Source organism: Bacillus sp. TCT6 (assembly GCF_056033845.1).
Window position 1 is genome coordinate 3489076 of the sequence record NZ_JBVYHX010000001.1, and the last position, 24517, is coordinate 3513592.

The 24517-nt window shown below is 35.5% G+C and carries 28 protein-coding genes and 4 pseudogenes; 5 read left to right on the forward strand and 27 right to left on the reverse strand.

What is annotated here, in order from left to right:
* Nucleotides 1-437: 437 nt before the first annotated feature.
* The 11 genes and pseudogenes from AC0ONG_RS17620 to AC0ONG_RS17670 form a co-directional block, all read right to left on the reverse strand.
* Nucleotides 438-860 (reverse strand): annotated as a pseudogene (locus AC0ONG_RS17620) (hypothetical protein).
* 236 nt (nucleotides 861-1096) lie between these two features.
* Nucleotides 1097-1288, reverse strand: a complete 192-nt coding sequence (locus AC0ONG_RS17625; RefSeq protein ID WP_086397954.1) for a DUF3954 domain-containing protein — start codon at nucleotides 1286-1288, stop codon at nucleotides 1097-1099.
* A gap of 72 nt (nucleotides 1289-1360) precedes the next feature.
* Nucleotides 1361-1723 (reverse strand): annotated as a pseudogene (locus AC0ONG_RS17630) (cell division protein SepF).
* Nucleotides 1698-1886: a hypothetical protein gene (locus tag AC0ONG_RS17635; RefSeq protein WP_086397955.1), complete on the reverse strand. Its 189-nt coding sequence runs from the start codon at nucleotides 1884-1886 to the stop codon at nucleotides 1698-1700. The pseudogene AC0ONG_RS17630 and the gene AC0ONG_RS17635 overlap by 26 nt, the downstream one beginning before the upstream one ends.
* Nucleotides 1887-1888: 2 nt before the next feature.
* On the reverse strand, nucleotides 1889-3211 hold the full coding sequence (dnaB, locus tag AC0ONG_RS17640; protein WP_086397956.1) for a replicative DNA helicase: 1323 nt from the start codon (nucleotides 3209-3211) through the stop codon (nucleotides 1889-1891).
* Complete coding sequence (locus tag AC0ONG_RS17645; RefSeq protein WP_136997134.1) at nucleotides 3208-4152, reverse strand: DnaD domain-containing protein; 945 nt, start codon at nucleotides 4150-4152, stop codon at nucleotides 3208-3210. The genes dnaB and AC0ONG_RS17645 overlap by 4 nt, the downstream gene beginning before the upstream one ends.
* 279 nt (nucleotides 4153-4431) lie before the next feature.
* Entirely contained in the window at nucleotides 4432-4716 is a 285-nt protein-coding gene (locus AC0ONG_RS17650) for a hypothetical protein (protein WP_086397957.1), read from the reverse strand.
* Nucleotides 4717-4903: 187 nt separating this feature from the next.
* A complete protein-coding gene (locus tag AC0ONG_RS17655; protein ID WP_086397958.1) occupies nucleotides 4904-5125 on the reverse strand; it encodes an RNA polymerase subunit sigma in 222 nt (73 codons plus the stop codon).
* Nucleotides 5126-5138: 13 nt separating this feature from the next.
* Entirely contained in the window at nucleotides 5139-5726 is a 588-nt protein-coding gene (locus AC0ONG_RS17660) for a sporulation sigma factor-processing peptidase (RefSeq protein WP_086397959.1), read from the reverse strand.
* 90 nt (nucleotides 5727-5816) lie between these two features.
* The gene (locus AC0ONG_RS17665; protein WP_001141266.1) at nucleotides 5817-6065 is read right to left on the reverse strand and encodes a hypothetical protein; all 249 of its coding nucleotides are present in this window, start codon (nucleotides 6063-6065) and stop codon (nucleotides 5817-5819) included.
* 52 nt (nucleotides 6066-6117) lie between these two features.
* Nucleotides 6118-6306, reverse strand: a pseudogene (locus tag AC0ONG_RS17670) (helix-turn-helix transcriptional regulator).
* Nucleotides 6307-6461: 155 nt separating this feature from the next.
* On the opposite strand from AC0ONG_RS17670, the gene AC0ONG_RS17675 reads away from it, so the two are divergent.
* The 5 genes from AC0ONG_RS17675 to AC0ONG_RS17695 all read left to right on the forward strand — a co-directional run bounded on the left by AC0ONG_RS17675 (nucleotide 6462) and on the right by AC0ONG_RS17695 (nucleotide 10570).
* A complete protein-coding gene (locus tag AC0ONG_RS17675; RefSeq protein ID WP_063548461.1) occupies nucleotides 6462-6896 on the forward strand; it encodes a helix-turn-helix domain-containing protein in 435 nt (144 codons plus the stop codon).
* Nucleotides 6897-6908: 12 nt separating this feature from the next.
* A complete protein-coding gene (locus AC0ONG_RS17680; protein WP_086397960.1) occupies nucleotides 6909-7343 on the forward strand; it encodes an ImmA/IrrE family metallo-endopeptidase in 435 nt (144 codons plus the stop codon).
* A 40-nt stretch (nucleotides 7344-7383) separates the two neighbouring features.
* A complete protein-coding gene (locus tag AC0ONG_RS17685) occupies nucleotides 7384-7920 on the forward strand; it encodes a hypothetical protein (RefSeq protein ID WP_098829308.1) in 537 nt (178 codons plus the stop codon).
* Between the two features lie 100 nt (nucleotides 7921-8020).
* Nucleotides 8021-8902: a hypothetical protein gene (locus AC0ONG_RS17690; RefSeq protein ID WP_136997132.1), complete on the forward strand. Its 882-nt coding sequence runs from the start codon at nucleotides 8021-8023 to the stop codon at nucleotides 8900-8902.
* Between the two features lie 120 nt (nucleotides 8903-9022).
* The gene (locus AC0ONG_RS17695) at nucleotides 9023-10570 is read left to right on the forward strand and encodes a recombinase family protein (RefSeq protein ID WP_127725925.1); all 1548 of its coding nucleotides are present in this window, start codon (nucleotides 9023-9025) and stop codon (nucleotides 10568-10570) included.
* Between the two features lie 32 nt (nucleotides 10571-10602).
* Here the strand turns inward: AC0ONG_RS17695 and dpaB are convergent.
* From dpaB to rimP, 16 genes and pseudogenes are all read right to left on the reverse strand, one after another.
* Nucleotides 10603-11028, reverse strand: a pseudogene (dpaB, locus tag AC0ONG_RS17700) (dipicolinate synthase subunit B); the annotation flags it as partial.
* On the reverse strand, nucleotides 11025-11927 hold the full coding sequence (gene dpaA, locus AC0ONG_RS17705; protein ID WP_000954737.1) for a dipicolinic acid synthetase subunit A: 903 nt from the start codon (nucleotides 11925-11927) through the stop codon (nucleotides 11025-11027). The gene dpaA and the pseudogene dpaB, both read right to left, overlap by 4 nt.
* 170 nt (nucleotides 11928-12097) lie before the next feature.
* Entirely contained in the window at nucleotides 12098-12349 is a 252-nt protein-coding gene (locus AC0ONG_RS17710; protein WP_001239759.1) for a YlmC/YmxH family sporulation protein, read from the reverse strand.
* 135 nt (nucleotides 12350-12484) lie between these two features.
* Entirely contained in the window at nucleotides 12485-13726 is a 1242-nt protein-coding gene (locus AC0ONG_RS17715) for a M16 family metallopeptidase (RefSeq protein WP_000592996.1), read from the reverse strand.
* Nucleotides 13727-13813: 87 nt separating this feature from the next.
* On the reverse strand, nucleotides 13814-14713 hold the full coding sequence (locus AC0ONG_RS17720) for a polysaccharide deacetylase family protein (RefSeq protein ID WP_000868231.1): 900 nt from the start codon (nucleotides 14711-14713) through the stop codon (nucleotides 13814-13816).
* 152 nt (nucleotides 14714-14865) lie between these two features.
* On the reverse strand, nucleotides 14866-17004 hold the full coding sequence (gene pnp, locus AC0ONG_RS17725; RefSeq protein ID WP_000076744.1) for a polyribonucleotide nucleotidyltransferase: 2139 nt from the start codon (nucleotides 17002-17004) through the stop codon (nucleotides 14866-14868).
* A 160-nt stretch (nucleotides 17005-17164) separates the two neighbouring features.
* Nucleotides 17165-17434, reverse strand: a complete 270-nt coding sequence (gene rpsO / locus AC0ONG_RS17730; protein ID WP_001229392.1) for a 30S ribosomal protein S15 — start codon at nucleotides 17432-17434, stop codon at nucleotides 17165-17167.
* 100 nt (nucleotides 17435-17534) lie between these two features.
* Nucleotides 17535-18506 (reverse strand): bifunctional riboflavin kinase/FAD synthetase, encoded by a 972-nt coding sequence (gene ribF / locus AC0ONG_RS17735; RefSeq protein WP_000766703.1) that lies wholly within the window; start codon nucleotides 18504-18506, stop codon nucleotides 17535-17537.
* 43 nt (nucleotides 18507-18549) lie between these two features.
* A complete protein-coding gene (gene truB, locus AC0ONG_RS17740) occupies nucleotides 18550-19473 on the reverse strand; it encodes a tRNA pseudouridine(55) synthase TruB (RefSeq protein WP_000399365.1) in 924 nt (307 codons plus the stop codon).
* An 86-nt stretch (nucleotides 19474-19559) separates the two neighbouring features.
* Nucleotides 19560-19916 (reverse strand): 30S ribosome-binding factor RbfA, encoded by a 357-nt coding sequence (gene rbfA / locus AC0ONG_RS17745; protein WP_000776437.1) that lies wholly within the window; start codon nucleotides 19914-19916, stop codon nucleotides 19560-19562.
* Between the two features lie 15 nt (nucleotides 19917-19931).
* A complete protein-coding gene (locus tag AC0ONG_RS17750) occupies nucleotides 19932-20213 on the reverse strand; it encodes a DUF503 domain-containing protein (RefSeq protein ID WP_474203621.1) in 282 nt (93 codons plus the stop codon).
* Nucleotides 20210-22276 (reverse strand): translation initiation factor IF-2, encoded by a 2067-nt coding sequence (gene infB, locus AC0ONG_RS17755; RefSeq protein WP_000036346.1) that lies wholly within the window; start codon nucleotides 22274-22276, stop codon nucleotides 20210-20212. The genes AC0ONG_RS17750 and infB overlap by 4 nt, the downstream gene beginning before the upstream one ends.
* A gap of 4 nt (nucleotides 22277-22280) precedes the next feature.
* A complete protein-coding gene (locus AC0ONG_RS17760) occupies nucleotides 22281-22592 on the reverse strand; it encodes a YlxQ family RNA-binding protein (RefSeq protein ID WP_001286522.1) in 312 nt (103 codons plus the stop codon).
* Complete coding sequence (gene rnpM, locus AC0ONG_RS17765) at nucleotides 22593-22865, reverse strand: RNase P modulator RnpM (RefSeq protein WP_000071123.1); 273 nt, start codon at nucleotides 22863-22865, stop codon at nucleotides 22593-22595.
* A gap of 11 nt (nucleotides 22866-22876) precedes the next feature.
* Nucleotides 22877-23983 (reverse strand): transcription termination factor NusA, encoded by a 1107-nt coding sequence (gene nusA, locus AC0ONG_RS17770; RefSeq protein ID WP_000102599.1) that lies wholly within the window; start codon nucleotides 23981-23983, stop codon nucleotides 22877-22879.
* Between the two features lie 17 nt (nucleotides 23984-24000).
* Nucleotides 24001-24471, reverse strand: coding sequence for a ribosome maturation factor RimP (gene rimP, locus AC0ONG_RS17775; RefSeq protein WP_000359095.1), 471 nt, complete (start codon nucleotides 24469-24471; stop codon nucleotides 24001-24003).
* Between the last annotated feature and the right edge of the window lie 46 nt (nucleotides 24472-24517).

Here is a 24517-nt window from a genome sequence, read left to right on the forward strand (position 1 = left end):
AAGAGCACTTATGCATGGTGCTCTTTTTTATTTTGTTTTATTTTGTTTTCTTTCATTTCCGAATAATATTTTCAACCCTGTTCATACTATTTTTGTAACTTAAAGTTACAAACTATTTCTGTAAGCGCAGCGTTTCTTTTGTACAACAAGCAGTTAGTTTTATTTACTAGCTGCTTTGTTGTGCAAAAGAAAGATTTTTTAAACTGCACATTTATTAAGAACATACATAAAATATCATGTGGAATTCTTTTTCAATTTTAGTTTTGGTCATGGAGCGCCTTAAAAAGCGCTCTTTATATTTGTAAATAAACATTTCCCTCAAACATACTCACGGTTTATATTAGTTAAGCATATATTTACCTAGACAAGACATAGCTTTTCATTATACATGCACAAAAATTGTGCATGTTTTTTCTTTAATAAAATAACTATTTTGTTTAGTTTTCTAACAAGCTTATACGCTGCAAATACTTAACTGAGAAGTAACCACTAAATCCTTCTAAAAACACCACTTACGAACCACTACTTGCTTTAAATTGATCTGTTCTACAAGTCCAAACTTTCCCTTCATAGCGCTTCGCTTCTAAGCAAGTGTGCATCACTACCTTGTCACCTACTTTTAATTCGTCCATAGCACCGAATACTGTTTGATAAGCTTCTTTATATTTGCGTTTTATAAAATCTACTTGCTTCAACGTTCTAACATTTGCAAAGCGCCCTTTCATGTAGTCCAAACAAACATGATCTATATCTTCTGGAGGACCAGGGAAGTAAGTGGAAGATTGCTTACCCCCACTCGTTGTATAAGTCATCTCTACCCCACCATGTTCATTCTTTATCATTTCGAATGTCGGTTTCATATCCATTCCCCTTTTCGATTAAAATAACGCTTTTGTTAAAAACGAACGTTTACTGGATCCATCAGCTGATAACCTAAGTTAAATACCGAACATTAATACATATTATTTGCTTCCATCCAGTTTTCTCGCTCTGCTTGTACGATCATCTCTTGCTCCGCTTCTATCTCTAAACGATCCTGCTCGCTCCATTCTTTCACCATGCTCCTCACCTACTTTTCTATAAAATACAAATTTAATTAAAGTAACTGTGTTTTTCGTTCTTCCATACGAATTACTTTTCCATTTTGATATACAAAGGATTGTTCACCATATCCACCTTGAGGCGGTTCTATTAGTCGGACCTGACCATTTTTAACAATATATATTCCGTTTGTTTTCAAATCTATTTCAGCTGTCATTTCCACAAGATTTTCTTTTCTAATTCCCAACAAGATCACTCCCATATGTTATAATTACTTTGCCGAAGTAAGTTGAGAGTGATCTCAGCTTTTTTTATTTGTCTACAAATATTGCACAACATTTTCTGGAACAAATGATTGTTCAAGCGATAAATGGAGTCGTATTGGAATCGGCTTTTTTTCATCTCTTGCTCGCTTACACATTTCTTCAGCTTCTTCCCATATAAATTGTTTATCCTCCGCTCGTTTGTAACGTCAAATCCCTATTACATAATATTCAAACAACTCATATCGTTCATCAGGCGCTGTCGTTGGTTTTAATTCATCAATTGCTTTGACTTGACGTGGTACTTGTACAACCACATCTACATACCGTAATTTTGAATTCAAACGGTGAATATGAGCTTCCTTAGGATCAAATGATACAACTGGTTCCACGTCAAAAATTGTTAATTGCTTTGGCACTGTTTTTCCCCTCCAATACCTGCAAGCTTGCAATTAAAATTCCTTCAAGCTGCATTAACGTTAGTTGATCTAATGTTTGTCCATTAATTTCAGTTAATCCTAACCCCAATAATTTACGAATGATTATTAGTTTTCTACGTTCTACTTCCTGACGTAACAACATGATTAAGCCTCCTGTTGATGATTGAACTTTCTCTCTAAATTTACAAACTTACTAAATTCTTTAATGAATGCTAGTTCAACAACACCAACTGGACCGTTCCTTTGTTTCGCTAAAATAATTTCCGTTATGTTTTTATTTTCTGTCTCGCGGTCATAGTAATCTTCACGGTATAAGAATGCTATTAAATCCGCATCTTGCTCAATTTGACCATTTTCGCGTAAATCTGATAGCAACGGTCTTTTATCTTGCCTACTTTCTACAGCACGGCTTAACTGTGATAATGCAACTACACATACATTTAATTCTCTTGCCATCAGTTTTAACTTACGACTAATCTCACCGATTTCTTGCATGCGGTTCCCTCTATGCTTTGGATCCCCTACAATAAGCTGCAAGTAATCAATTGCAATTAAAACCTTTTTATCAGGGTACTTACGCTTTAATTTCCTAGCCTTTGCATAAATCTCTTGCATCGTTACATTTGCTTTATCGTAAATTTCTAATGGCAAATCATTAATTAATCCCATTGCTTGACTAATCTTTTCCCAATCCTTTAAATTACATAGCTTCTTAGGATTCTTTAATTTTGTAGCATCTATATTTCCAGTACTTGAAATCATACGTTTAAGTAACTGCTCTTCTCCCATTTCTAATGAAAAGATTCCTGTTGCTGTATGAGCACTTGCTGCATGAAAAGTAACGTTTAATACAAATGCTGTTTTCCCCATTGAAGGGCGGGCACCGACAATGATTAAATCACCCTCTTGGAACCCTGCTGTCATTCTGTTCAGGTCGTCATAACCAGTTGGTATACCGGTTAAATCTCCTACATCAATTTGCATGTTCTTATACAAATCAACAAGCGCATCTTTCAAGTTAAATTCATCTGAGTAACCCGTTTCTTCAATGGCGCTTAATTCATCAATTGATGTACTAATAGCACTCATGTCCCTATCTTGCTGAAGGCGGTTATATAAATTACCAGCAACCTCCTGAGCATGTCGCATTTTCCAAGCTTCAATTACTAAACCTTCGTGATACGAGAAGTTCTTAGTTGTTGTTACAACTTCTGTTAAGTTTACAAAGAATTCAATTCCGCCAATTTGATGCATAAAGCTTTCATCGAATTTTCCAATGAGAGCAACAAGATCTATGGGAACCTCAGCATCCTCTAATTCTCTCATTGCCCTGAAAATCACTTGGTGCGTTGGTAAAGAAAACTGTTTTACCTTTAGCTGACAATCTTTAATTAAATCGCCTTCTTGGATTACGCTACCTAAAACACTTTGTTCAGCTTCCACATTACGAATCATATCGTTACTCATTTGGCCAACCACGCATTTTGTTGGTTAAGTACTGCAAGTTCTTCTTCTGTTGGAATGTTCTGCTCCCATGCTTGTTGCTGCTGTATTACGTTTTTAGTAGATTCCGATAATCCCTTTTGTTGATAAGGAGCTTGTGTCTGTTGTTGCGCTTTTGTTAATCGTTGAGCACGGAATGCTTTATCAGCTGCCTCAACATCAGTTACTGTTTTAAAACCTTTAAGATACCAATCTCTTAAAATCGTATTTACGTAAGACATGTTTCTCGTATTCTTCTCTAAAGCAATCTCCATAGCCTTAATAACTAGTTCTGCATTTAAATCATCGATCCAAGCATAAATACCATCTGCGATAAAAGGTGTAACGAATCCGAAGTTTTGCTCGTAAAAAGAAATTGGATTAACCTCAACAACTTCTTCCGCGCTTGCGCGTTCTTCTTGTTGTTGTTCTTTTTCTTTTTCTTTTTCTTCTTCCTTGCTAGGGTCTTGGAATCCCCTTATAAGCCCCTCCAAACGGACTGATAAATAATCCTTAATACGAGGAATTTTAAAATCTTGTTCTCGTTCTAATTGCAAGCAAGTTTCATAGAAATCAACTAAAAAATCCTGGTCCTTTACAGATTGAATTTCTTTTAAAACACACTTTTCAATGTTTACATTTTTAATTGGATTGAATTTCAACCAGTTGATTAAGAACAATTCTTTTGTTTTTTGGTTGTAATTAATTTTTCCGTATTCAGCAAAACGTTCTAATAGCTTCATAACAGTTTCACGGTTATATCCTGTATCAGTTTCAATGATACGAAGTGGAAGCTCATAGATTCCTGATTGGGACGTCTTACTGTTTGTCATCAAATATAAGTAGAAATACTTCTCCTCCAGTGTAAGATCTAAAACAAATGAATCCTGCCAAAATGAAACATGTACTGGTCTGTAAACTGCCATATTATTCATCCTCCCGTTTACATATCGCGAATCCGTCCTCTACACGTAATAAGCAATAATTCTTGTATCCTATTTTGAGATATTGTTTTACTAAGTAAATTAGGTGTTGCTCTGATGTTGCTTGTTGAAACACTTTAGGGTTCAGCAACACTCTATGTAACGATTTGTCTAATAGCATGTAGCACACTCCGTTGTTATACGAATGCTAATTTGATATAATTAATCCTAAGATCTTTTGCAAGACCGTTTGTCTATCACTCTGCCAAGTGATAGATCTTTTTATTTTCTACGTGTTACTAACGAAGCGTTAACTCCTCTTGCTCTTAAATCTTTAATCACTACACGATAACTCATAGATGCCTCATGTTCCTCTTTTGTATCACGAAGCATTTTAAATTCCCTTATACATCGCTCCAGCTCTTCTTCCCAGTGATTTGATTCTTCGATTGATTCTGCATTAAACATGTTATAAATACATTCACTCATACAGTTACGAAGTTTATTTGCAAATGAAAAATCCCCAGGAAGAACTAGATCATGAAGACGACTGTTTTTATTGTTCATGAATTACATCTCCTTTCTGGTCATAACAACAAGCACAGTACTTTTCTATTTTTTATAAAAATATTAAAAATCTATTATTTCGGTATAAATTAAACTTAATGGAAGAAACTACAAGTTCATTAATTTATCCAAAAAATTAATATAATGATATAATTATTTTGTAAAATATATTGTCAGCTACTGTTGTCTAGGCGGTAGCTTTTTCTTTTGCCCATTTATGTTTCAAAATAAATGATGCTTCAATAATTTTGATTCGAATCCCCAACAATTTCTTCTCTTGCTTTAACTCAACTGTTTTTAAATCCTCATTAAGTAATTCTGCTATTTTAATTTCACCAGTTAGTTTTGCATCATAACGAATTAATTCCTTATATTCTATTAAGCTAGGTTTCTTATAATCTACTGTCATTTTCTTTCCTCCTCTACAGCACCCTTGTTAAATTCATTAAGCTATCCACCGATTGAATAATAACGTTTTCCGCCATAGCCTTTTGCAACCAACTTCTTTGTATTTGTTCCATAATGCCAAAATGAACTTGCTCAAGAGCTTGTACTACACACTGAGTAGCTTGGATTGTATCGAAGATTTCTTTTGCATGAACTGCGTATTCATGTTTCTTTTTTTCATCATGTTTCCATGACCTTGTTGTAACTTGTAAGTTCATGATTTCCTTTGCTGCCGCAATTCCCTCTTCAGCTTGTTTAATGTAGTTCATCAGTTGTAAATTAACATCTTGAGTTAAGCGTGGATCTGTAGGCGGCACCCCAACACCATAAATATATTTGATTGCTTGTTGATTCAACTTTGCTCCTGTTGCATGGCACCAATCCATCGCAAGTTCAAATTCTGATTTAGAAAGTCCAGATTCAATACGGGTTAATCGTTCATGTGTAATACCAAGGTACTTAGATAACCCTTTCTTCGTTTTCAGCTGAACATTATCACAACATTCTCTAGCATTCTGTAATAATTCTCCTATTGCTGAATTGAAGTATATACTTGTTCCCATATCTGTTCGCCTCCATATTTAGTTTTCAAATGGTTACAATGAATTTAGTACATATGTAACTTGTCTACTTTTCGTATAAAAAGAGAGGAATTATTCCTCAACATTTGCTTTTACTTGTATCTCTTTGATGATGGCCCAACCAGCCTTGTAATATGCTTGACGGATTTTATCAATATCCTTTTGTGATTTTGGCTCAGGAGCCACAACATGGACTTTCGTTTTCCCAAATTCATAGGTCGCCGCATATTCTTCTTGTTGGCTCATGGTGTCACCTCTTGAAGTGCTTTTTATATGTTTATGCGATGGTTCTGTTGGTACTGCCATGTTAGTTGATGGCATTTTCTCACCTACTTTCCATCTATTAAGTATGATATTCTTGTACTTTTGTACATCAAATTAAATCCTTTACATCACTACCAAGAATAGTGGCTAATCTAATAGCCTTTTCAAGATTTGGATTACTATAACCATTTTCCCAATTACTTATTGTAGATTTTGTAACTTGCATTTTTTTTTGCAAGATCTTGTTGCGTTAACTTACTTTTTTTCTAGCTCTAATTAATTTGATATTTTTGTTCACTGTCTCGCTCCTTGTATAAGTATTTTGTACTTTTATTATATGTATAATATTCTTGTACATTAGTACATTTGTACAATTATCTTGTATAAAGTTTTACAATCCATCTTTATAAGATACAATATCTTTGTACTTTTTATTAACGGGAGGTGCTATAAATGTTGAGACAAAGATTAAAAGAGATGCGTAAAACGCGTAAGCTCACTCAGCAAGGATTAGCCGATAAAGTAAATACCACTAAAGGCACCATTAGTAACTATGAGAATGGCCATAGCACTCCCTCAAACGAAATGCTAAAAGATTTAGCGAATGTTTTAGGAGTAACAACAGATTATCTATTAGGAAGAGAAGATGAATCAAGAGTGTCTAATACACTTCCTGATTTAAACAAAAAAGATACTCGTGATATCGCTCGTGACTTAGAAAAGACTTTAAAAGACTTAGAAAATAGCGAAGATGCTTTAATGTTTGACGGAGAACCAATAGACGAACACACAAAAGAAATGATTCGTATTTCTCTAGAAAACTCTATGCGCATGGCAAAACAATTAGCGAAACAAAAATTCACTCCAAACAAGTATAAAAAAGATTGAACGGAGCGAGAAATAAAAATTAAAGACTACGTAATGAAAATCGTAAAAAAACACGGCACAACAAACCCCTTTGAAATTGCTAAACGAAAAGATATTATAGTGTTGTTTGAAGACCTTGGGAATACTCTTGGTTTTTACAACACTTATAAACGCTTTAAATTCATTCATATTAATAATCAAATTAACGAAACTACTCAACAATTTGTTTGTGCACATGAATTAGGTCATGCTGTACTTCATCCTAAAGCAAATACCCCCTTCTTGCGTAACCAAACCTTCTTTTCAGTGGATCGCTTAGAAATCGAAGCAAATACATTTGCTGTAGAATTGTTACTTACCGATGAAATGATTTCTGCTTATAAAGATACTCGTTTATCTATTCAAGAAATTACGGAGGCTCATGGGATTCCTGGAGGATTCGCTCGTTTAAAAACTTACATTTCTTAAGAAAGCAGACGAAATTTTATTAACTTATGGAGGATTAATAATGAAAAAATACCTAGTACCATTTACAGGGCTCTTTTTATCTATTGGGCTAGTTGGTTGTGATATTAACAATCCAGTTAAAGAAGACGAACAACATCAGGTGGAAGAAAAAGTAAAACAAGAAGAACAACAACGTCAGGAAGCTGATGTGCAACGCCAAGGGGAAGAAAAAGCGAAGCAAGAACAAGCAGCCAAAGCAGAGCAACATCAGAATCAAGAAAAACAAAAACAACTCGACGAAAATGATTCCAGTAATCAATCAGCACCAAAAATAGAAGGCCCCGAATCGGAGCGATTCAAGGAGGAGCAAATAAGAAAACTTCAAGCCGCTGATCCAAAAGAGAAAGAGGAAGCTTTCGATAGGGCGGCAGCCTCTCGCCGTGAACGATTCGAGAGACAAGAAATTGAAAAAATGGATTGCGATACTGCACGTTCTGCGTTATCTCAATTAGAAGAAATGGATGACGATCCGATTGCAAAGAAACAGGCAGTTTATTTTTACGATAAAGTAGCAAGATGCAACAAATCAGGTAATTAAACAACTCGGAACGTTCGTTTAAAGACCTATTTATATTAGTTACATATTAATAATAATGATTTTCGATGTTATACAAAGTTATAGAAGGGAACTCATACAAATGACTTTTATAAAAGATATAGCTTCTTTTTCTGAAGGATTATCTAAAGCTTTTCCAATAATTCTATCCATAGCCTCTTTTTTGGGCGTTCTAATTATCTATAATAAGAAAACCAATTTTGATTTAATATTTGAAGGAAAACACATTAGATTTTTAACAAAGATGACACAATCTATTACGGCCTTTATTGGATTTTATCTTTTATTCCAACTTGTATCGTTCTCCTTATATTTTATTGGTCTTCCTAAACCAACAAAAGTTATACTAAATACAATATATAATATAGATGCTATGTTAGTTTCCATATTATTCATCTCTATATTTGTTTATTTTGCACTTAAAATGATTAGTACCGCTTTAGGTTATTTACACACAATTAATATGTACCAAAATTTTATTAATAAAAAAAATGAATGGTTAAACCAACATAATAAAATTAAAAACACTCTTATTTCTATCAAAAATGGCATCATTATTATATATTGGGGTCTAAATAAACTTTTATATATTATACTTGTGGTTGTTAGTCTACTTACCCAAGCCATGCATTTCTATTTTGCTAAAGAACAAATACTAAAATTTGATTTAACATCTCAACAGGCTATTCAATTTTTAGTTGGTCCAATAGTAATTTGGGTTTTCCTAATTGCGATTATGTATCTCTACCTTAAAGAAATAGGTGAATTAAAAAAAGTTTACTATACTGTAAAGTTCATTTCAGAAACTACTGTCCAAAATGAAAACTTAATTCATCTCCATACTCGTCCAACTAAAGAATGGGTTCTAGTAAGAGCAAATGATTTACAGGAACAAAATACAATTTTTCTTTATAATCCAGAAACAAAAAACTGGCTTGAATACAATAAAGTAATTCATGATTAAAAAGTCCGATTCATGGACTTTTTTTAAATAATATAAAATTCGGCTAGCTTTTTATATTATCATTTACTTCATTCCAATCATTACAATTCATATAATACATATCAATAAGGAGGTTTAAATATGAAAACAGCAATCTACTTAAGAAAATCCCGTGCCGATCTCGAAGCCGAAGCACGCGGCGAAGGCGAAACTTTAGCAAAACACCGCTCTACCCTGCTGAAAATTGCTAAGGAAATGAACTTAAATGTTCTATCTGTCCGTGAGGAAATTGTTTCTGGTGAGAGCTTAGTAAAACGCCCTGAGATGTTAGCGCTACTTGAAGAGATTGAAGATAATAAATATGATGTTGTTCTTTGTATGGATATGGACCGTTTAGGTCGTGGTGGTATGAAAGAGCAAGGAATCATTTTAGAGACGTTTAAACGGTCAAATACGAAGATTATGACACCTAGGAAGACTTATGACCTTAATGATGAGTGGGATGAAGAATATAGCGAATTTGAAGCGTTTATGGCTCGTAAGGAGTTAAAGATTATTACACGACGTATGCAACGAGGTCGTGTCGCTAGTGTAGAGGCTGGGAATTACCTTGGTACACATGCACCCTTCGGATATGATATACATCGTTTAAATAAGCGAGAGCGTACTTTAACAATTAATTCAGAAGAAGCCTCTGTCGTTAGAATGATATTTGATTGGTATGCAAATGAGGATATGGGAGCAAATGCAATTAGGAGCAAGTTAAATGATCTTGGCTACAAAAGTAAGTTAGGAAACGAATGGAATCCTTATAGCATCTTGGATATATTAAAAAATAATGTGTACATCGGAAAAGTAACGTGGCAAAAACGAAAAGAAGTAAAACAGCCTGATGCCGTAAAAAGAAGTTGTACTCGTCAAGATAAATCAGATTGGATTATAGCTGATGGCAAACATGAGCCTATTATACCCGAAAGCTTATTTGAGCAAGTACAAGAAAAATTAAACTCAAGATATCACATTCCCTACAATACGAACGGAATTAAAAATCCACTAGCTGGTATTATTAAATGCGCTAAATGTGGTTACAGTATGGTACAACGTTATCCAAAGAATCGAAAAGAAACGATGGATTGTAAACACCGTGGCTGTGAAAACAAATCAAGTTATACTGAATTAATTGAGAAGCGTTTACTCGAGGCATTGAAAGAATGGTACATCAATTATAAAGCTGATTTTGAAAAACATAAGCAAGATGACAAATTAAAAGAAACACAAGTTATTCAAATGAATGAAGCTGCATTACGCAAGCTTGAAAAAGAATTAGTGGATGTCCAAAAACAAAAAAATAATTTACATGATTTATTAGAACGTGGCGTTTACACAGTCGATATGTTTTTAGAACGCTCGAATGTAGTTTCTAACCGTATAACTGAAATTACTTCCACTATGGAAAACTTAAAGAAAGAAATTAAAACCGAAATTAAGAAGGAAAAAGTCAAGAAAGATACAATACCTCAAGTGGAGAATGTTCTTGATCTGTACTTTAAAACAGATAATCCCAAAAAGAAAAACAGCCTCCTAAAGTCGGTTTTAGAAAAGGCTGTTTATAAAAAGGAAAAGTGGCAAAGGCTCGATGATTTCGAACTTGTGCTTTACCCTAAGCTCCCTCAAGATGGCGACATATAAGCGTTTATGCTTTGTCGTCACCTTGTTGGTGTAATTAGATTTACCCCATTTAATCCTAAAGCATCATTCGTCGAAACTGCCAATACGACAGGCTTGCCATTTCTTAGCGTCGCTTTTGCTGCCATTAGTACTGGAGAATCTGTCATTGCATTTGCAAATTTACTCATAGAATTTCCTGTTAAAGGAGCGATTACCATGCAGTCTAATGGAATTTTAGGTCCAAGTGGCTCTGCTCCAACAATTGAATTAATTGCTTTAAAACCTGTTATTTCTTCAATTTTCTTAATCCACTCTGCTCCTTCTCCAAATCTAGTATTTGTTGATTGAACAGTGTATGAAACAACGGGACGTACTTCTGCCCCTTCAGCAATTAATTTTTCTAAGTGCGGCATAACTTCCTCATACGTACAATGTGAACCCGTAAATCCGAAACCAATTCGTTTCCCCTTCAAACTCATTTCTTTTCCTCCTCCTTTGCAATTGCATCTGCTGCTAATAACTGAGAAAGAACATTTGCTAAAATTTGCCCAGCCGTTTTTGGAGCAACAATACCTGGTAATCCAGGTGCTAGCAACGCTTTGACTCCTCTTTTTTCGGCATATCTAAAGTCGGTACCGCCTGGTTTAGAAGCTAAATCAATCACTAACGTATGAGCTGGCATTTTTGCAATAACATTCGCTGTTACAACGAGGTACGGAATTGTATTGATTACAATATCGATATTTCCTACTTCTTTCTCTATGTCTTGCATATGAAAAGGAGAAAACATCATTTCTGTAATACGTGCAATATGTTCAGATCGTCTTGCTCCAACTTTGACATGGGCTCCTAATGATTGAAATGCTCTCGCAACACTCATTCCTGTTCTACCAAATCCTAGAACCATTACATTGGACCCATGAATTGTATAGTCGGTATGTTGAATTACCATCATTAATGTACCTTCTACAGTTGGAATAGAATTGTATATTGCTACATCATCACGATCAAATAATTTAACAAGTTTTCGGTTCGTAGTAGATACGAGATTTTCCAAGTAAGGTGTACCAATACCTGAATATATAGTAAAGTGTTCTGGTGTATTTTCAATTTGTTCTTTCGTTATTGAAACTTTTTCATTTGAAAAAATAGTATCTACTTCTCCTTTGGCATTTGTACCTGCAACCGGCAAAATAATTGCGTCTACAGAAGTGAAATCTAAATTTTGTATACTTTCTTTTGCTGCCCCTGTGAAACCATGATCTAACTGATCAAACCCTATCAAAGAAAGTTTTGCATCCAATTCAACTAGCTTACGAATTACTTCTAGCTGCCTTGCATCTCCTCCTATGACAGCAATATGCATCTCAGTCAACATTCCCTAATTCACCTTCTTTTTCTGTCATTTATAAGAAAAGTGCCTACTTTTTCTTTTTCCTCCACATCATATGTAATGTACGAGTTTATGGTGATTGAAAATCCAAATGCATATATGTTTTATCAGGTTTCTATGTAGATACAAAAAAAGATGACCAAAATGGCCATCCTTCACTCCGAATTTGAACGATCTATACTATCACAAAGAAGCATATCATGTCCGACTTTCTTTATTTGACTCCATGCCACCCTTACTTCTTGTGGTTCCTTTTTAAAACCTCCCCACTTCCCTACAGGTATTATAAGTGTTTGTATTTGTCCGTCTTTCTCATTAATCTCTAAATCCATATAACCTAAGACTCCCATTTTTTCCGCTTTTTCTATATCTACAACCTCTTTACCACTTAATTCACTTAATCGCATACATACTCCACTCCCCCTACTGAATTTTTCATTTGCATTGTCTATAATTAGTACCTATTCTATATGGATAAAAAAAATAACCTTCTCTCATTTAAAAAGAGAGAAGGTTATTATCAGATACATTATAAAAATCGATTATAGTTTTATTCCTTTTGGAAGTTTTCCGTCTGGACTAATAAGTGCCGCAGAGAATTCATCAGTAAACATGTTGCGAATTAATCCGTCCACATTTTCTTTTGTTACAGTGTTTACACTTTCAATAATCTCATCAAGTGAACGATGCTTACGAAGAAGCAATTCATTTTTACCGTTACGGCTCATACGGCTATTTGTACTTTCTAAACTTAACATTAAGTTTCCTTTTAATTGCTCTTTACTATTCATAAGCTCTTTTTCTGTAATACCTGTATTTTTCAATGTCTCTAATGTTTCTTGCATTGTTTCATACAATGTATCTAATTGTTGGCTACCAGTTCCACCGTAAAGTGTTAACATGCCTGTATCTTCATAAGAAGAGTGGTAAGAAAATACTGAGTAAGCTAATCCACGTTGCTCACGTACTTCTTGGAATAAACGGCTACTCATACTACCGCCTAAAACGTTATTTAATACAATTAAGTTATAAATATCTTCGTGTCCCATTTGTAAGCCTTTATATCCTAGACATAAATGAGCTTGTTCCGTTTCCTTTTTGCGGGCTACCTTATTGAAATGGAAAATTGGGCTATGTACTTGTTCACGGTTTGTTGTTCCTTCATAACTACCGAAATATTGCTCCACTGTTTGTAAAAATGCTTCATCAATATTTCCTGCAATTGATACAACTACATTTTCAGGTGTGTAATGATCTTTTATATATTGACGTAACGTATCACCTGTAAACGTATTAAGCGTTTCTTCTGTTCCTAAAATAGGATATCCGAGTGGATGCGTTTCATATGTTGCTTTCGTTAACATATCATGCACAATATCATCTGGAGCATCTTCGTACATTTTAATTTCTTCACATACGACATTCTTCTCTTTTTTCAGTTCTTCCTCATCAAATGTTGAATTAAAGAACATATCTGCTAAAACATCTAAAGCATATTTAGCATGCTCATCTAATACTTTTGCATAGTAACAAGTATATTCTTTTGAAGTAAATGCATTCACTTGACCACCAATGCTATCAAATGATTCTGCAATCTCTCGTGCACTACGTGTCTCTGTCCCTTTAAAGAACATATGCTCTAAAAAGTGAGAAATCCCATTATTTTTTTCATTTTCATTTCTTGATCCCGCATGGATCCAAATACCAATTGCAACCGATCTTACAGTTGGTATATTCTCCATAACTATTCTTACACCATTTTTACAAGTATATTTTTTAATCAAAAACTTTCCTCCTACTGCCAGTTTCTCTAAATAAAACGCTATTATTTAATGATAACAAGTTTAAGGATGAATGTCATGCAAATGTATTTAATCCACACGTTTTTCATCCAGTAATTCAGTTATATTCCCCACTTTATATCCTTGTTCCTTCAATTTTGTAATCATTATATCTAAAGCCTCTGCTGTAGACGAAGTAGGATGCATTAATATGATAGCACCTGGATGTATTTTTCTCATTACTCTCTGCAATAGTACATCTGGCTCAGGTCGCTGCCAATCAATCGTATCTACAGTCCACATAATCGTTCCCATTTGAAAATCATCTGCAATCTTTACGACTTCATCTCGAAAGCTTCCACTCGGCGGGGCAAACCATCTTACTTTTTGATTCGTTGCTACTTCTATCATTCGATTTGTTTTTTGTAACTGATCTCGTATTTCATCTGAGGATAACGTTTTCATATTAGGGTGTGTGTATGAGTGATTTCCAACTTCTTGTTTTGCATCGACAATCATTTTTGCAAACCGCAAATTTTCTTTCACCCAACGTCCTTCTAAAAAGAAAGTGGCCTTCACATCATGCTTTTTCAATATCTCTAATATACGTGGCAAATACTCATTTCCCCATGCCACATTTATTGTTAATCCTACCATCTTTTTATTTGGATGCCCTCTATAAATTGGAGCTGGTGATAAATCTTCCAAATGAACACTCGGTGAGACTTCTTTGAATTCAAGATATTTTTGATCAAATTCCTTTAGCTTCTTCATATTATTATACGATGCTTCAATATCCACTTGTCTTCCATTATATCCAGGTGTTGCCTTCCATATTTTATCAATCATCGCATTTTGAGGTGCAATCTCATACTGTTTTGCATACTTTTGAATTTCTTCATGCAAGTTATCTTGTGCAAAAACAGAATAAGAGCCTAAACTGACATATAAAGAAAATATACATATGTATGCCAATATACGAACTTTCATATAAACCCTCCCAAATTAACTATATAAAAACATTTTCTTCTTATCTTTGTTAATTTGAGCGTTATAATGAAAACTATACCTATACCGACATAAAAATATATGAACATCATGTTTTTTACATAACAAAAAAAGCCAGTTTAACTGGCTTTTACTTATTGCTGCTCTTGTTTGTCTTCTTCTTTAGCAGCTTCTTTTTCTTGCTCTTCTTTTAGCAATACTTTTCTAGATAGATTTACGCGACCTTGCTTGTCAATCTCGATAACTTTAACTGTAATTACATCACCGATTTTCACAACGTCTTCTACTTTACCTACACGCTCAAGTGCAAGTTCAGAAATATGAACTAATCCATCTTTACCGCTGAATAATTCAACGAAAGCACCAAATTTCTCAACACGTTTCACTTTTCCTTCGTAGATCTCACCTACTTGTACTTCGCGAACGATATCTTCGATAATCTTCTTAGCTTTGTCGTTCATTTCTTGATTTATTGATGAAATGAATACTGTACCATCTTGCTCGATGTCAATTTTAACGCCAGTTTCTTCAATAATTTTATTTATTTGTTTACCGCTTGGTCCAATAACGTCACGGATTTTATCTGGGTTAATTGTCATTGTAATAATCTTTGGAGCGTAAGCTGATAATTCAGTACGTGGCTCTGCAATAACAGATAACATATGATTTAGAATGTGCACACGACCAATTTTCGCTTGTTGTAATGCCTCTTCTAAAATCTCACGTGATAAACCATCGATTTTAATGTCCATTTGCAGTGCAGTTACACCCTGTGCTGTACCTGCTACTTTAAAGTCCATATCACCTAAATGATCTTCCATACCTTGAATATCAGATAAAATTGTGTAATGCTCACCAGATTTAACCAGACCCATTGCAATACCTGCAACTGGAGCTTTAAGTGGAACACCCGCATCCATCATTGCTAAAGTACTACCACAAATACTTGCTTGTGAAGTAGAACCATTTGATTCTAATACTTCAGATACAAGGCGTACTGTGTATGGGAAATCTTTTTCAGATGGAATTACAGGCTCAAGTGCGCGCTCTCCTAGTGCACCGTGACCAATTTCACGACGACCTGGTCCACGCATCGGTCTTGTTTCACCAACACTAAATGATGGGAAATTGTAATGGTGCATAAAGCGTTTTGATTCTTCTACACCAAGACCATCTAAAATTTGCACATCGCCTAATGCACCTAATGTACAAATACTTAATGCTTGTGTTTGTCCACGTGTGAATAAACCAGAACCGTGTGTACGAGATAAAATACCAACCTCTGATGCTAAAGGACGGATTTCGTCACCTTTACGGCCATCTGGGCGAATTTTTTCAACTGTAATAAGACGACGTACTTCTTCTTTTACAATTTTATATAAAATCTCATTTACTTGTCCTAATGTATCAGCGTCAGCTTCCTCAGCTTCGTAATGCTCAATTACACGCTTTTTCACTTCGTTAATTGCATCTTCACGTGCATGTTTCTCATGTACTTGAATTGCAGAATGCATATCCTTCTCAGCCATTTCACGTACAGCTTGATTAAGATCAGCGTCAACTTCATAAAGTTTCACTTCTGATTTCTCTTTACCTACAGCTTGTACAATCTCTTCTTGGAATGCAATTAAACGTTTAATTTCGTCATGACCAAACATAATTGCTTCTAACATTGTTTCTTCAGGCACTTGATCTGCTCCTGCTTCAACCATGTTAATCGCATCTTTCGTACCAGCTACAACTAAGTGGATATCACTTTGTTCTTGCTGTTCTACTGTTGGATTAATAACGAATTCGCCATTAATACGACCAACTGTCGCACCAGCGATTGGACCTTCAAATGGAATATCTGAAATCGATAACGCTAATGAAGAACCAAGCATAGCTGCCATTTCAGAAGAACAATCTTGATCAACACTCATTACAATGCTGACAACTTGCACTTCGTTACGGAAACCATCTGCGAATAGCGGACGAATTGGACGGTCGATTAAACGACTTGCCAAAATTGCTTTTTCACTTGGACGACCTTCACGCTTAATAAAACCGCCAGGAATTTTTCCGACTGCATATAAACGCTCTTCATAGTTTACTGTAAGTGGGAAAAAATCTACATTTTTAGCTTCTTTTGATGCAGTTGCTGTAGATAGAACCGCTGTATCGCCATATCTTACTAATACTGCTCCGTTCGCTTGTTTGGCAAGCTGACCAGTTTCAACTGTTAGCTGGCGACCAGCTAAATCTATCGAGAAGACTTGCTTTTCTTGACTCATTTAAGTACCCCTCTCAATTTAAAGTATTCAATTCTTCTATGTAAATGGATAGTATATCACAATATTCTACCTCTAGTATTGCCTAAAATTAAGTAAGCTATAAAGCGTAGAAGATATATTTTTACCTAACAAAAAAGCGGGAATATTCCCGCTTCTTTGACTATCGACGTAAGCCAAGCTTTGTGATTAATTCACGGTAACGTGTGATATCGCTATTACGAAGGTAAGTTAGTAAGTTACGACGTTTACCAACCATCTTTAATAGACCACGACGTGAATGATGATCTTTCTTGTGAGTACGTAAGTGCTCGTTTAGAGTGTTAATTTGCTCCGTTAGGACAGCAATTTGAACCTCTGGAGAACCAGTATCAGTCTCATGAGTTCTAAATTGTGCAATGATTTCGTTTTTACGCTCTTGTGTTAAAGCCATCCTATTTCACCTCCTATTAATTAAACCCCCAATTACCTAGCAAGCGTCGGTGAGTCGCAATGCCAAGCAATGGTTGTCATAAAGTACATAACATAGAATACTACTTTTCATTTGAAAAAGCAAGTATATTCTTTTCGCTCGCAAAATATTCTTGTGCTGTTTTCTTATCTTTTGCGATTTGTTCAACTAACTCATCAATGCCATTGAATTTCTTCTCTTCTCTTATACGCATATGCCACTCTACTGTAACATTTTGGTCGTATATATCTTTGTTAAATTCAAATAAGTGCACTTCAATTGATAATTGACGCTCATCTTCTTTAAAAGTCGGTTTATATCCAATATTACATACACCATCGTACCATTCATCGTGAACTTTTAATCTCACTGCATAAACACCTACAGGTGGCAATAAATACTCATCACTTAAACCTACATTAGCTGTTGGAAAACCAATTTGACGCCCACGTTTGTCGCCGTGTATAACTGTTCCCGCTACAGTATAGGCTCTACCTAAAATAGATGGAATTTGTTCCATTTCGCCATTTCGAATTAACTTTCGTAATGCTGTAGAACTTACTTTCTCTTCTTGAAATTCAACTTTTTCAATCACAGTCTGTGTAAACTCCCCTCTTGCATGAAATGGTAAAGTCTCCATCTTTCCTTTTCCTAAACGTCCATATGAATAATCAAACCCTGCTACTACATGCTTTACATTTAAACCAATAATATAATCATCTACAAATTGTTGCGGTAATAACCCTGCAAATGATTCATCAAATTTAATTACATATAATATATCGATTCCTAAGCTTTCGACTATTTTTTCTTTATCACGCATTGGTGTAATATACTCCACATGCGCATCCTTTTTCCCTAAAACAACAGATGGGTGAGGATGAAATGTCATAACTGCACTTTTATATCCTCTGTCGTCCGCTATTTTTTTCGCAGTTCGAATTACACATTGATGTCCTAAATGAATGCCATCAAAAAATCCTAATGCCATTACAGTAGGTGGTAATTCTAATTTATTTTGTTCATGTGGATGAGTTAAATGAATAAGTTTCACGCTTGAATTCACCTTTTTCTGTAATAATCCTTCCAATAATTCATTATAGCTTTAGTTCTTGATTATTCACAAGTACTTTCATCGGCTTTAACATGCCAGGATGTTTCGGATGATGTTCATAAATTGCTAAGCACCGATCATTTTTATCAAACACTGTAATAAATGGTGCCGTTATTTCTAATTCATTCTTTAAGAACATACCATTCTTAATTTTCTCTGCTTGCTTTTCATCTACAACCATTTTTGGAAACTTACTTAATGCTTCATCAATTGAAATGAAGATAGACTCTACTGTTCCATTTTGCACGTTTTCTTCAATTTCTTCAAATGATATGCAATCTTCTAATAAAAATTCACCAGATGCCGTTCTTACAAGGTGAGACATATGTGATGGGAAACCAAGTTTCTCCCCGATCATTACCGCTAACGTTCTTACATATGTTCCTTTACTACACGTTACACGGAAACGGAATGAAATATTTTCTCCTTCAAAAACTTCACGATCATCAAGTAATACGAACTCATGAATCGTAATTGTACGAACTGGACGTTCCACATCTTGTCCTGCTCTTGCATATTCGTATAATTTTTTCCCGTTTACTTTTACAGCCGAGAACATTGGTGGCATTTGTTCAATCGTGCCTGTTAATTCAGCAAGAACTTTTTCTATTTCCTTACGAGTAATAGCACGATCGACATTTTTCGTTTCAACAACCTCACCAGAAGCATCTTCAGTTGTCGTTGAAAATCCTAATGTTACTTCACCTTCATATGTTTTCGTTTCACTTGTTAAAAATTGTGCAATTTTTGTTGCTCTTCCGACGCAAATTGGTAATACTCCTGTTACATCTGGGTCTAATGTTCCCGTATGACCAATTCTCTTTTCTCTCAATACCTTTCTTAATTTAAATACACAATCATGTGATGTCATGCCTTTTGGCTTATGTAATAATACTACACCTTCCATATATGTTCACCTCATCATAATTCTTTCGTAGTAAATATCCAAAACTTATTTTGCATTGAAAAAATGGATAGACAAATGTCTATCCATTATTCTTCACGTTTACCGTCTTTATTAATTTCATGTAAAAGTGTATCAATTCGATGACCATATCCGATAGACTCATCAAACTCAAAGGTAATTTCCGGTGTTTTACGAAGACGAATACGTTGGCCAATTTCTGAACGAATAAAGCCTTTTGCCTTCGCTAAACCTTTTAACGTATTTTCTTTCTGTTCTTCGTCACCTAAAACAGAAATATATACTTTGGCAATTTGTAAATCACCACTCACTTGTACATCTGTTACTGTAACAAATCCGATACGTGGGTCTTTAATTTTACGACTAATGATGTCGCCTAATTCTTTTTTCATTTGCTCGCCTACACGGTTTGCACGTAATTTCATAACTCTTCACCTCATTCAATACCATTCCAATTGTGTTATCGTACGTTCAATTTCAGGAAATGAATCGATGTACTCCAGTACACGATTCATTTCTTTTTCACAGATAACACGATTTGAGGATACGGAAACAATCGCAATTTCTGTACGTTGCCATACATCTTGATGCCCAACTTCAGAAACAGCTACATTATAGCGCTGTTTCACACGAGTTAGCAATCGTTGCAAAATTGCCCGTTTCTCTTTTAAAGAATGTACATCGTAAATCATACACTCGAATGAGAGTGAAGCGACAATCATCGCTTCACTTCTTCCATAACGTATGCTTCAATGATGTCCCCTTCTTTAAGGTCATTATATCTCTCAATTGTAATACCACACTCATAGTTTTGTGCAACTTCTTTTACGTCGTCTTTGAAACGTTTTAACGTATCAAGTTGTCCTTCGAAAATTACTATACCATCGCGGATAATACGAACGCCACTATCGCGTGTAATTTTACCGTCAATTACGTAACAACCTGCAATTGTTCCAACTTTTGTTACCTTGAATGTTTGACGAACTTCCGCTTGACCGATTACTTTTTCTTCGAATTCTGGATCAAGCATACCTTGCATTGCTAATTCAATTTCTTCGATTACTTTGTAGATAATGCGGTGTAAGCGAACATCAACGTTCTCTAATTCAGCTGTACGCTTCGCGTTCACATCCGGACGTACGTTAAATCCAATTACAATTGCATTAGATGCAGAAGCTAAAATAATATCAGATTCTGTAATCGCACCTACACCAGTGTGAATGATTTTAACTTTTACGCCTTCAACATCAATTTTACGAAGTGATGCTGCCATCGCTTCAACAGAACCTTGTACGTCTGCTTTTACGATTAAGTTGATTTCTTTTACATCGCTCTCTTGGATTTGTTGGAATAAATCTTCAAGGCTTAATTTAGATTTCTCACCACGTTGTGCAACTAACGCTTCTTGTGCACGTGATTCACCGATTTGACGAGCTTTCTTCTCATCAGCGAATGCCATGAAACGATCTCCAGCCTGTGGTACTTCATTTAAACCTGTAATTTCAACAGGAGTTGATGGACCAGCAACTTTTACACGACGACCAATATCACTTACCATTGCACGAACACGTCCGAATGAAGTTCCAACAACAATTGGATCTCCAACTCGAAGCGTACCGTTTTGAACTAATAATGTCGCGATAGTTCCTTTACCTTTATCAAGCTGTGCTTCAATTACAGTACCCGTTGCATAACGATTTGGGTTTGCTTTATATTCTTCTACTTCACTTACAAGAAGGATCATCTCTAGCAAGTTGTCAATGCCTTCGCCTTGAATTGCAGAAATTGGTACGAAAATTGTGTCTCCGCCCCAAGCTTCTGGAACTAATTCATATTCTGTTAATTCTTGCATTACACGATCAGGATTCGCCGCTGGTTTATCCATTTTATTCACAGCAACAATAATTGGTACTCCAGCTGCTTTTGCATGGCTAATCGCTTCAACTGTTTGTGGCATAACACCGTCATCAGCTGCAACAACAAGGATTGTAATATCAGTTACTTGCGCACCACGAGCACGCATTGTTGTAAATGCCGCGTGACCAGGCGTATCTAAGAATGTAATTTTCTTATCATTTACTTCAACTTGGTATGCACCAATATGCTGAGTAATTCCACCAGCTTCGCCAGCAGTTACTTTTGAATTACGAATAGAGTCAAGTAATGTTGTTTTACCATGGTCAACGTGTCCCATAATCGTAACAACAGCTGGACGCTCTTTTAAGTTTTCTTCATCATCTTGCTCATCCATGAATGTTTCAAACTCAGTTTCACTTACCACTATTTCTTCTTCTACTTCAATACCGTAATCAGTAGCGATTAACTCAATTGTATCTTTATCTAAATCTTGGTTAATTGTCGCCATAATTCCTAGCATGAAGAGCTTTTTAATAATTTCAGATGGCTCTTTGCTTAACTTTTTAGCAAGTTCACCTACTGTAAGGCTTCCAGAGAAAGTAATTTTATCTGGTGTTTCTACTATTTGTGTTTGTTGTCTTCCAGCAAAGTTATCTTGACGTTTGTCTTCATTTCCTTTGCCTTTTTTCTTTTTCTTATTGCTGTTCTTTTTACTGCGAACAACTTTCTCTTCTACTTCAAACTCATCTGCAACAGAAGGTTTTTCCGCTCCAGTGTTATATTCATTATCTAATTTATTTACTACTTCGTCTTCTAACATTGTCATATGATTCGAAACCTCGATATTCATCTCTTTAAGTTTTGTCATAAGATCTTTACTTGAGATATTATTTTTTTTTGCATATTCATGTACTCGAATTTTACTCATACCTTCACCCCCGGTAATTTGTATCGAGCATGCTACGTAGCTTTTTCGCAAAGCCTTCATCTAACACAGCTACAACGACTCGCTCGTCTCTCCCAATCGCATGCCCTAATTGTTGTCGATTTTCGACTTTTTTCATTGGTACGTTGTAGTACGTCGTTTTATCAGTGATACGTTTAGTAGTGTTCGCTGACGCATCTTCAGAAAGCAATACGAGCTTTGCTTTACCACTTCGTACTTCTTTTAAAACGAGTTCTTCACCCGAAATGATTTTTCGAGCGCGATTTGCTAGTCCTAAAAACGATTTCCAATCGGACACTTATTTCGACTCCTTCTCAACAAGCTCAAGAAGCTCTTCGTACAGAGAACTGTCGATTTTCGCTTTTAGATGATGTTCCAAAATGTTTTTCTTTTGGGCTTGTATAATGCATTCTTTATCTTTTGACAAATATGCACCTCGTCCTGATTTTTTTCCAGATAAATCAATAGACACTTCGCCCTCTTTGGAACGAACAATGCGAACCAGCTCTCGTTTTGATTTCATCTCTTGCGTCGCAATACATTTTCGTAACGGAACTTTTCGATTGCTCATACTCATCACCTCTATTGGATTTCGTCTTCAACTGAATCGAATCCGAATGCGATTACGCTATCTTCTTCTGTAACAATTCCAAGTTGTTTCGCATCAGACTCACTTTTAATATCAATTTTCCAGCCTGTTAATTTAGCTGCAAGACGTGCATTTTGTCCACGCTTACCGATAGCTAACGATAGCTGGTGGTCTGGAACAACAACAGTTGTTGCTTTTTCATCTTCATCTACAAGTACTTTAACAACTTGTGATGGGCTTAAAGCATTTGCAACATATTCAACTGGGTCATTTGACCAGCGAACGATGTCAATCTTTTCACCTTTTAGTTCATCTACAACACGTTGTACACGTTGTCCTTTCGGTCCTACGCAAGAACCAACTGGATCAACATCAATGTTTTCTGCATGCACAGAGATTTTAGAACGATCTCCTGCTTCGCGCGCTACAGAGCGAATTTCTACAGTTCCATCATAAATTTCTGGAACTTCCATTTCGAATAAACGTTTTAAAAGACCAGGATGTGTACGTGATACGTAAATTTGTGGTCCTTTTGTTGTCTTTTCTACTTTTGTAATAAATACGCGAATACGATCATGTGGCTTATATTGCTCATTTGGCATTTGCTCACTTACAGGTAATAAAGCTTCTACTTTGCCTAAGCTTACGTAGATGAAACGAGCATCTTGGCGTTGTACAATACCAACCATAATGTCTTCTTCACGATCACTAAATTCTGAGTAAATAACACCACGTTCTGCTTCACGAACTCGTTGTGTTACAACTTGTTTTGCAGTTTGCGCTGCAATACGACCAAAATCTTTTGGCGTTACTTCAATTTCTAGTACGTCGCCATCTTGGTAGTTTGGATTAATTTGTCTTGCCTCTTCTACAGAGATTTCAAGACGTGGATCAAACACATTATCAACAACGTCCTTACGTGCTAAAACTTGAATTGTTCCCACTTCTGGGTTAAAGCTCACACGAACGTTTTGTGCTTGGTTAAAATTGCGTTTATAAGCAGAGATTAATGCTGCTTCAATCGCATCAATAATAATATCTTTACTAATACCTTTTTCTGACTCTAATACGAGCAAAGCATCTAACAACTCAGTGCTCATGAAGATCCCCCTTCTTACTAAAACGTAACAGCAAGTCGCGCATTTGCAACTTTATCCATTGGAATTTGGATTTCTTTTTTACGTGTTTTAATTGTTAATAGTAGTGTAATTGTAGTACCGTCGTAGGAAAGTAACTTTCCTTCAAACATCTTTTCGCCATCAATTGGCTCATATGTTTTAATTGCCACTTGTTTTCCTACCGCTTGCTGGAAGTCTTTCTCTTTCTTTAATGGGCGTTCTGCTCCAGGAGATGATACATCCAAAAAGTAAAGGTGAGGAATTGGATCCTCTTTATCTAAAGCTTCGCTTAAACGTTCACTTACCGCACCGCATTCTTCAATGTCGACTCCCTTTTCAGAATCGATGAATACGCGTAAGAACCAGTCTTGTCCTTCTTTCACATACTCTACATCTACAAGTTCAAGATTTAACTCTTCAACGATTGGCTGCGCAAATGCTTCTACAACTTCTGTGACTTTCTTATCCATAAACAGCCTCCTTCCTGCCGCCATGTACCATTTACAAGAAAAGATC